The sequence below is a fragment of the Shewanella sp. genome (assembly GCF_047975355.1).
GTDB lineage: Bacteria > Pseudomonadota > Gammaproteobacteria > Enterobacterales > Shewanellaceae > Shewanella.
Genome location: NZ_JBKEDJ010000032.1, coordinates 105,780 through 113,739 on the forward strand (window position 1 = coordinate 105,780; position 7,960 = coordinate 113,739).

The 7,960-nt window shown below is 47.2% G+C and carries 8 protein-coding genes; all 8 read left to right on the forward strand.

What is annotated here, in order from left to right; all coding sequences use genetic code 11:
- Window positions 1–262: 262 nt before the first annotated feature.
- Entirely contained in the window at window positions 263–1,570 is a 1,308-nt protein-coding gene (locus tag ACK5NH_RS10820) for a polynucleotide adenylyltransferase PcnB (RefSeq protein WP_416920024.1), read from the forward strand.
- Window positions 1,570–2,058 (forward strand): 2-amino-4-hydroxy-6-hydroxymethyldihydropteridine diphosphokinase, encoded by a 489-nt coding sequence (gene folK, locus ACK5NH_RS10825; protein ID WP_416920000.1) that lies wholly within the window; start codon window positions 1,570–1,572, stop codon window positions 2,056–2,058. Before ACK5NH_RS10820 ends, folK begins: the two co-directional genes overlap by 1 nt.
- A 56-nt stretch (window positions 2,059–2,114) precedes the next feature.
- Window positions 2,115–2,909 carry a 3-methyl-2-oxobutanoate hydroxymethyltransferase gene (gene panB / locus ACK5NH_RS10830; RefSeq protein WP_416920002.1) on the forward strand — a complete coding sequence of 265 codons (795 nt, stop codon included), beginning with the start codon at window positions 2,115–2,117 and terminating at the stop codon, window positions 2,907–2,909.
- 76 nt (window positions 2,910–2,985) lie between these two features.
- Window positions 2,986–3,831 (forward strand): pantoate--beta-alanine ligase, encoded by an 846-nt coding sequence (gene panC / locus ACK5NH_RS10835; RefSeq protein WP_416920004.1) that lies wholly within the window; start codon window positions 2,986–2,988, stop codon window positions 3,829–3,831.
- Between the two features lie 298 nt (window positions 3,832–4,129).
- Window positions 4,130–4,657 carry a DUF4124 domain-containing protein gene (locus ACK5NH_RS10840; protein WP_416920006.1) on the forward strand — a complete coding sequence of 176 codons (528 nt, stop codon included), beginning with the start codon at window positions 4,130–4,132 and terminating at the stop codon, window positions 4,655–4,657.
- Window positions 4,658–5,143: 486 nt separating this feature from the next.
- Window positions 5,144–5,563 (forward strand): curlin, encoded by a 420-nt coding sequence (locus tag ACK5NH_RS10845; protein WP_416920008.1) that lies wholly within the window; start codon window positions 5,144–5,146, stop codon window positions 5,561–5,563.
- 28 nt (window positions 5,564–5,591) lie between these two features.
- Window positions 5,592–6,944 (forward strand): beta strand repeat-containing protein, encoded by a 1,353-nt coding sequence (locus ACK5NH_RS10850; protein WP_416920010.1) that lies wholly within the window; start codon window positions 5,592–5,594, stop codon window positions 6,942–6,944.
- 271 nt (window positions 6,945–7,215) lie between these two features.
- Window positions 7,216–7,960, forward strand: a 745-nt coding sequence (locus tag ACK5NH_RS10855) for an IS5 family transposase (protein WP_416920012.1), incomplete at its 3' end; no start/stop codon positions are given.

Here is a 7,960-nt window from a genome sequence, read left to right on the forward strand (position 1 = left end):
GCCAAAAAGCATCATTTTATCAGCGCTAAGTCGTGGCATAGCGCAAAAATCGCGATATACCCATCGGAGCGCAATTGGTATATCATAGCCGCCAGATTTTTAATCACATAACAGATACATTCCGAGGTGTCCCATTTTTCGCCGTATCAGCCAATTCTGCAAGCAGCTATTTGAAGACGCGCCTAAAACGACCGCTCCGACTCCAGCTCAGATTGAACCCCAAACGCCAGAACTCACTTCAGGCGGCTTAAGCTTGTCGCTCGTGCCTCGGGATGCGCATTCGATTTCCCGTAAGCAGATCAGCGAAAACGCACTTAAAGTATTATATCGATTGAATAAATCAGGTTTTCAGGCCTATTTAGTCGGTGGGGGCGTACGGGATTTACTCCTCGGACTCGAACCGAAAGACTTCGACGTTGTTACCAATGCGACGCCGGAAGAAATTAAAAAGCTGTTTCGCAATTGCCGAGTGGTGGGGCGCCGCTTCCGCCTCGCGCATATTGTGTTTGGCCGCGATGTAATTGAAGTGGCGACTTTCCGTGGTCATCACGGTGAAAGCAATGAAAAGATTTCCAAAGCCAATGCCGAGGGGCGTTTGCTCAGGGATAACGTTTACGGCGAAATCGACGAAGACGCAGAGCGCCGCGATTTTACCGTCAACGCCCTTTACTACGATATCAGCGATTACTCTATCCGCAGCTATGGCGGAGGTATGGAAGATCTTAAGGCTGGTACCTTAAGACTTATCGGCGATCCCGAAACCCGTTACCGTGAAGATCCGGTACGTATGCTTAGAGCTGTGCGTTTTGCCACTAAGCTCAGCATGGCAATCGATGAAGTGACCGCTAAACCCATCAAACAGTTAGCACCACTGCTCAAGGATATTCCTGCCGCCCGCATGTATGAAGAAGTACTGAAACTCTTCTTCGCAGGCAAGGCTATGGCCAACTTTGAGATGATGCAGGAATATAAGCTATTCGCGCCGCTCTTCCCACAAGTGGATGCCCAGCTAAAAGAAGCGCCGAAAGGCCCTGCGATGAAGATGGTGCAAGCCATCATGAAGAGCACAGATACGCGCGTAAACGAAGATAAACCGGTGACACCGTCCTTCTTCTATGCGGCGATCCTTTGGTATCCACTACGCCAACGCGCCGAAGATATCGCGGTCGAAAGCGGCCTCACCTTATATGATGCGTTTTTCGCCGCCATGGGTGATGTGATTGAGCAGCAATGCCAGACCATTAGCATTCCACGCCGTTTCAGCACACCAGCAAAAGACATCTGGCAATTGCAGTTACGCTTCGATCGCAGCCAAGGCACGCGCGCCTTTAAACTATTAGAGCACCCTAAATTTAGAGCAGCCTACGACTTACTATTGCTACGTGGTGAAGTCGAAGGTGGCAATGTCGCTAAGAGTGCGGCCTGGTGGCAACAGTTTGTTGAAGCGGATGAAACCGAGCGTTTAGCCATTGCACGCAGTGGGAACAAAGCCACAAGCAATCGTAATCGCAACGCTCCACAGCGCCGTCGCCGCCGACCCAGTGCCGCGAAAGCCAAAGCCGAAGAATAATGACTCAGGTTTTTGTCGCCCTAGGGGCAAATCTTGAAGATCCTACAGCTCAATTGGACAATGCCGTCGCGGCCTTGTCCGCCTTAGCTGACAATCAAAGCCTCAAGGTTTCGCCCTATTATTGCTCCGCCCCCATGGGTGACGTAGTACAACCCGACTATATCAATGCCGTTGCCAGTTTTGAGACAACACTGTCGCCCATCGCCCTGTTGGATGCTCTGCAAGAGATTGAAAATACTCAGGGCCGCGTTCGTAGAGAACGTTGGGGTCCCAGAACCTTAGATCTCGACTTACTCTTATATGACGATGCCATTATCGATGTGCCCAGACTCAAAGTACCGCACTATGGCATGAAGGAGCGTAGTTTTGTGCTGGTGCCCTTAGCTGCCATTGCACCCGATCTAGTGTTGCCCTGTAAAACGCCGTTACGCAGCCTTATCAGTGAAAAATTCTTGGCCGAGTTACAACTACTGGGCAATGATCATTGAAGTCAGTCCCCAGTTAGCTTATAACACCACTTCCATTTGGTTTGAAGATCACCCATATGTCTAAAGTTACTAGCTCAACCCTGTTGAAATACAAACAGGAAGGTAGAAAATTCACCGCTCTGACAGCCTATGATGCCAGCTTTGCCAGTGCGTTCGACGGCGAAGGCATCGATGTGCTACTGGTCGGCGATTCTTTGGGAATGGTTCTGCAAGGCCACGATGATACCCTGCCCGTCACGACAGCCGATATTGCCTACCACACCCGTTGTGTGCGTCGCGGTATCGAGCGCTCACTACTGATCGCCGACATGCCATTTATGAGTTACGCCACGCCTGAACAGGCTATGGAAAACGCCACTGCGCTGATGCAGGCCGGCGCCAATATGGTCAAGCTCGAAGGCGGTCACTGGTTACTCGAAACAGTCACTAAACTGACCGAGCGCGGCATTCCCGTATGTGCCCACTTGGGCCTAACGCCGCAATCAGTACACGTCTTTGGTGGTTTTAAGGTACAGGGCCGCGATGCTGAAAATGCCCAGCGCATTCTCGATGAAGCTAAAGCCTTAGAGGCGGCTGGTGCACAACTGTTAGTGGTTGAATGTATTCCTGCGTCTCTTGCTACCGCAATCACTCAAGCATTAACTATACCTGTGATCGGCATTGGCGCAGGCGCCACCACCGACGGTCAGATTCTGGTGATGCACGATGTGTTAGGTATTTCGAGTGGTTATATTCCACGTTTTTCAAAGAACTACCTCAAACAAACGGGCGAAATCCGCTCGGCAGTACGCGCTTATATTGAAGAAGTGGCCAATGGCACCTTCCCAAGTGCTGATCACACGTTTAACTAAGCGTGCTAGCACTCATTGAACTAAATAGTGCTAAGCACACAGACGACTATTTCAAGTTTTAGCAAGGTAAGAGTTAATGATCACTAGCGCCCATATCGATGACATTCGTACTCAAGTGCGGGCATGGCGTGCCAAAGGCGAGACTGTCGCCTTTGTACCGACCATGGGCAATCTCCATCAGGGACACATCACCTTAGTGAAAGAAGCCGCGAAGAAGTGCGACCATGTGGTCGTCTCTATCTTCGTCAATCCTATGCAGTTCGGGCAGAATGAAGATCTCGATGCCTACCCGCGCACCTTAGAGGCCGATAGCCAAGCGCTCACCGCGGCAGGTGCCGAGCTGCTATTTACGCCAACCCCTGCGATTATTTACCCCAAAGGGCTGGCGCAGCAAACCTATGTTGAAGCCCCCGGGATTTCCGATGTACTCTGTGGTGCCAGTCGCCCCGGCCACTTCCGTGGCGTTGCGACTGTCGTCTGCAAACTGTTCAACATAGTGCAGCCCGATGTGGCGTTCTTTGGCAACAAGGATTATCAACAACTCTTAGTGATCCGCACTATGGTTGAAGACTTGTCACTGCCGATTGAAATTATCGGTGTGGATACCATTCGTGAAGCCTCAGGCTTAGCCATGAGTTCACGCAATGGCTACCTGACTGAGGAAGAAAAAGCCGCTGCGCCTGCGCTGAAAAAAGCCATAGATGCCATGGCGCAAGGCATCAAGCAAGGTGTGAGTATTGAACAAGTCACAGCTGAAGCTAAAGCGAGTCTTATCGCCGCAGGCTTTACGCCGGATTACTTGGAAGTTCGCCATGCAACCACACTGGCGAATGCCGAGGCTGAGGACCAAGCACTGGTGATTTTAGCCGCCGCTTACTTAGGCAAGGCGCGTCTTATCGATAACCTGCGCTTCGAGCGCTAAATATACATCCAAGTTGATTAAAAAGGAGCTTAGGCTCCTTTTTTTGTTTGAGAGCAGCCCAGCTCAAAGCTTACATCAACCCATAGAGTGTCAAAAAAATTCCATCGTCAAAAAACTGGTTTTATGCTTTGAGTTAAGCCATAGTATTCACGGTTGTTAATGCTAAGTAACAAGTATTTCTGCCCCTCGGATTTATAGCTGCTAGAGTTTAAAGAGAGTAAAAAGCTCTGCTTCAATCTAGCGCATTACCAATACGATATTTTATTCATCATTGCGGATACAAAGGATCTGTCGTCGAATGGCAAGACTCATAGTGACTCTAATTTGTGTAGCACTCCCGACATCGGCGCTTGCAAATACCGTCTATAAATGTCGCAAGGACGATAAGGTCGTCTTTAGCCAAACCGCCTGCCCACAGGAATACAGCCAACATAAGATTGAGTATCAACTCGGCATCACCACCGAAATCGATTCGGATAAACGTGATATCCCAGTCGATCCATTTCAAGCACTCTTGAACAAACAAACAATTTCGAAAGAAAAATTAATCCAACTACTCGACGGTGAGATCTATCGCCTCAAGCAGGAAAATAGCTATTTTGAAATACTGAGAGCCAGTGAATTACAGAAGCTTGAACGCAATCGCTATTGGCAGAATAGAGAAAAGGATGATCCCGAGTATATTGCTAAGCTAAAGGATATCAACACTCGCTTCGATGAATTGACAGTAAGCAATAACAGCGCAATACAGCAACTCTCCGACCGGAAAGCGCAAATTTTAACCGAAACACCTCCAGAGGAATCCAATGAGGAAAATCCTCAGTAAATCAACTGAAGCAAGCGAATACTAGTTGCAGGAAATGAATCACCTCCTCAAAACTTCACACGAGTCATTATTGAGACCGTAAGCTGAAAATCGTAAAAGGTTGTCCCGCTCCAACCCGCTAGAGCTTTATTTTATTGCGGTTAAACTGGCTCTATCTTAGTTATGTCAATAAAGAAATCTCACCTTCGGACGAGAGCTTGGAGGTTTTCTTGCACAAATTATTTGTACTGCTTTAAACCAGATCTACAACATATTACGACTTAACTACTAGATAAATTTGCCTCTAACACGGCAATCAAAAATTAAAAATCATTATTTTTCAACAACTAACAAAATATTTGTTTGGCGAAGCTCAAGGTTACCATAGTCCCCAAAAATACTCTTTCGGCCAATAGTCATCCTGATTCATCCAGCCTAACTTTATACAAATCCGATCGCCTACAGATTGATCCTGTCAATCTAGATGAAAATGCCAGGGAGTACTCAGTGTCAACATTACCTTATCGTATATGTGCTTGGTTAGGATTCGCGTTCTATTGCTTTGTCGGCATGGGCCAAGTGAATGCCCAAGAACTTTCTCTTAACTTACAAGCATTGCTGGAACGCTCAGGAAGAGACAACCTCATCACCCTCATTCAACAAGGAAATATCAACATTGGAGGTGTGCTCCAAGCAGGTAATGACAATAGTGCTTATCTGATTCAGCAAGGCAATAACAATAACGCCATTGTTATACAGGTAGGGATTGAGAATGAAGTTCAATTGCAGCAAGCAGGTAACAGTAACTCAGCGTTAATAACGCAGTGGGGTGATGCCAATTTAGTTCAACTGAATCAGACCGGCAGTAACAATTTTTCCATCACACAGATTGCAGATAATGCTGCAATTTCAATTACGCAATACTAAACAAGCAATATTAAACAAGGAGTGTCACATGAAACTAGCTAAAAAATCACTTATCGCATTAGCGATTGTAGCGGGTATCACAGGTCAAGCGTATGCGGCGGACCAAAGTACCGCCACTATCACGCAATCAGGGACAGCAGAAGTTGCAACCGTCACCCAAACCGGCACACTACAGACTGCAACGGTCACACAATCTGGCTCGGCAAACCTAACCGCGATTATTCAGACAGGCACAGGCGCAACAGGACAAACCGCCACGACAACTCAATCTGGTGCAGTCAATGCCGTTATAGTGACTTCAACGGGTGATGACAATACCATCACCAGCACTCAAAATGGCTCACTAAACTCAGAAACGATAGCGGTAGATGGTATATCAAATACTGTGACCACTAACCAAGATGGTTTTGTTAACGAAAGTTACACAACTACCCTGGGTGATGGGAACCAAATTGATGTGGTACAAGACGGCAATTTTAATGACAACAACGTGAGCCAAGACGGTGATAATAACACTGTTGACGTAGACCAAATCGGCAATAGCAATAGCACCACCACAGAACAGATTGGTAACAATAACTTCGCGACTTTCCAAGTGGATGGTAACGGCAATGATGGGGTTATCAAACAAACTGGAGATAACAACCAAGCTGGTTTACTGTCCGCTGGATTCTCATTAAATAACGGGAACAATAACGACGTTTCCGTTGAGCAAATAGGTAACAATAACCTTGGCGGCGCCATCGGTCTGGATGGAAATAACAATAACGTGGATGTATATCAGCGGGGCAATGATAACCAAAGTATTGTATACAGCCTCACAGGTAGTGGTAATGACGTCGATGTTGACCAAATAGGTCAACAAAACGCCGCCCTTCTTTCAATGGCATCAGGTGACGACAATAATGTGACCATTTTTCAAGATGGTAACAATAATAATGTCGGCGCAGGCTTAATTGCGGTGCTGGATGGCAATGACAATGACATTAACATTACCCAGGATGGTGACAATAACGGGACTAACTTTACTATCGATGGCGATTCAAATGATGCCACGTTAACGCAAACCGGTGACCAAAATATCGCCAATTTTAGTGCTATTGGTAACGACAATGACATCACAACGACTCAAACGGGCGACTTAAACTTAGTCGACCTTTTGGTTGATGGCGATTTAAACCAAAGCTTAATCGCACAGACAGGCAACAGCAACCGGGTTGGCGGATTATCAGCATTTAGTGTTGATGGCAATGACAACCGGTTAGACATCGCACAAAACGGTAATAGAAACTTAGTCACCGGCTCTCAGTCCGGCACGGGTAATATGATAGATGTGCAGCAAACAGGCAATCTGAACGTTGCCAATGTCGTTCAGAATTAATCCCATTCACTCTCTTACATGCTCATAAGAGGGAGTCTAATGGACTCCCTCTTAATTACCTTGATCCACGGTATAAGCCAGGCACGACAAGACTAAATAACCTCAACTCATGATAGGTAAATTTGAACTAATGGCCCTCCAGCTGATCGGCTCTTGCGAATAAGAACAACCCCGTTACATCAAAGAGGGTAGGCTTTGTTTCCTAAATCGGTTGAACTAAAGCAGTAGCCGCTGATCTGATCGACACAGCCTATCAACTACCCCCTCAACCGTGCCAAAACCTCGCTATAAAACAACCAACTGGAAGCAATACAATCAAGCTTTAATCAATCGTGGCTCACTTACCTTCTGGATTGATGAAGGCGCTATTGCCCAGTGGAAGGCCAATGCAGAGCAACCTGGGAAAGGTCGCCCTCGCGTATTTAGCGACTTAGCCATTACCACTGCGCTGATGGTTAAACGTGTTTTCTCTATGCCAGTGCGAGCGCTGCAAGGCTTCATTAACTCGGTGTTTAAATTGGGTGGCATTCCGCTAATGTGTCCACATTGCACTTGCATCAGCAAACGCGCAAAAACGGTCAATATTGCTTTTAAAACCAAGACTCGCGGCATCATCGAGCACTTGGCTATCGACTCCCCAGGCTTAAAGGTTTACGGCGAAGGTGAGTGGAAAGTGAAGAAACATGGCACAGATGGCAAGCGCCGCGTGTGGCGTAAGCTGCATATCGCTGTCGATACCCATAGCCATGAAATTATTGCAGCGGAACTGAGTTTATCCGGTGTCACTGACGCTAAAGTTATGCCGAATTTGCTCAAGCAAATCCATCGCAAAATCCGCAATATCTCAGGTGATGGTGCTTACGACACAAGAGCCTGTCACGATGCCGTTCGTAGAAAACGGGCTTTAGTACTCATTCCACCGAGGGAAGGCGCTGCGCTCTGGGAACAAGGTCATCCGCGTAACTTAGCGGTCAGTTGGCAACAGCTTCATGGTTCAAATAAACAGTGGAAAAAAC

What these genes read in the sequence shown, in the direction of transcription:
- folK (WP_416920000.1), top strand. Translation starts at nt 1,570, where the DNA reads ATGACTCAGGTTTTTGTCGCCCTAGGGGCAAATCTTGAAGATCCTACA.
- panB (WP_416920002.1), top strand. Translation starts at nt 2,115, where the DNA reads ATGTCTAAAGTTACTAGCTCAACCCTGTTGAAATACAAACAGGAAGGT.
- panC (WP_416920004.1), top strand. Translation starts at nt 2,986, where the DNA reads ATGATCACTAGCGCCCATATCGATGACATTCGTACTCAAGTGCGGGCA.
- ACK5NH_RS10840 (WP_416920006.1), top strand. Translation starts at nt 4,130, where the DNA reads ATGGCAAGACTCATAGTGACTCTAATTTGTGTAGCACTCCCGACATCG.
- ACK5NH_RS10850 (WP_416920010.1), top strand. Translation starts at nt 5,592, where the DNA reads ATGAAACTAGCTAAAAAATCACTTATCGCATTAGCGATTGTAGCGGGT.